1 protein-coding gene is annotated in these 1209 nt (G+C 65.1%); it reads right to left on the reverse strand.

Annotated features, from left to right (window positions below):
- Positions 1 to 1185 (reverse strand): Ig-like domain-containing protein (locus tag HWY45_RS36205; RefSeq protein WP_244111060.1); only part of this gene is annotated, 1185 nt, incomplete at its 3' end.
- Between the last annotated feature and the right edge of the window lie 24 nt (positions 1186 to 1209).

Here is a 1209-nt window from a genome sequence, read left to right on the forward strand (position 1 = left end):
CTGGCGGACCTGTACGCCGTTCAGGCCTTCGACGGCGCTGAAGCTGGTGTTCCAGGTATGGCCGCCGTCGATCGAGTATTCGACGGTGGCGCCGGTCTCGACACCGGTCAGGTTCAGCGTGCCGATGTTGGTGACGTGATCGGACGCGCTGCTGCCGGAATCGGTGGCGAGCGCGACGCCCGGTGCAGCCGCCGACGTATCGAGCGTGAAGCTGAACGAAGTCGGAACGGACGTGTTGCCGGCGATATCAGTCTGCCGGACCTGCACGTCGTTCACGCCTTCGGTTGCGCTGAAGCTGGTGCTCCAGGTATGACCACCGTCGATCGAGTATTCGACGGTTGCGCCGGTCTCGACACCGGTCAGGTTCAGCGTGCCGACATTGGTGATGTGATCGGACGCGCTGCTGCCGGAGTCGGTGGTCAGGGCGACACCGGGGGCGGTGGCCGACGTGTCGAGCGTGAAGCTGAACGACGTCGCCGACGACGTGTTGCCGGCGATGTCGGTTTGCCGGACCTGTACGTCGTTCACGCCTTCGACCGCACTGAAGCTGGTGCTCCAGGTATGGCCGCCGTCGATCGAGTATTCGACGGTGGCGCCGGTTTCGACACCGGTGAGGTTCAGCGTGCCGACGTTGGTGACGTGATCGGACGCACTGCTGCCGGAATCGGTGGTCAGGGCCACGCCCGGTGCGGCAGCCGACGTATCGAGCGTAAAGCTGAACGACGTCGGATCGGACGTGTTGCCGGCGATGTCGGTCTGCCGGACCTGCACGTCGTTCAGGCCTTCGGTGGCGCCGAAGCTGGTATTCCAGGTATGGCCGCCATCGGTCGAGTATTCGACGGTCGCGCCGGTTTCGACACCCGTCAGGTTCAGCGTGCCGACATTGGTGACGTGGTCGGAGGCACTGCTGCCCGAATCGGTGGCGAGCGCGACGCCCGGTGCGGCGGCCGACGTGTCGAGCGTGAAGCTGAACGAAGTCGGATCGGACGTGTTGCCGGCGATATCGGTCTGCCGGACTTGGACGTCGTTCAGGCCTTCGACGGCGCTGAAGCTGGTGCTCCAGGTATGACCACCGTCGATCGAATATTCGACGGTCGCGCCGGTTTCGACACCGGTGAGGTTCAGCGTGCCGACATTGGTGACGTGATCGGACGCGCTGCTGCCGGAGTCAGTGGTCAGGGCCACGCCCGGGGCGGTAGCGAAGGTGTC

Origin of the sequence: Burkholderia stagnalis (genome assembly GCF_902830275.1) — a bacterium.
GTDB classification, from domain to species: Bacteria; Pseudomonadota; Gammaproteobacteria; order Burkholderiales; family Burkholderiaceae; genus Burkholderia; species Burkholderia stagnalis.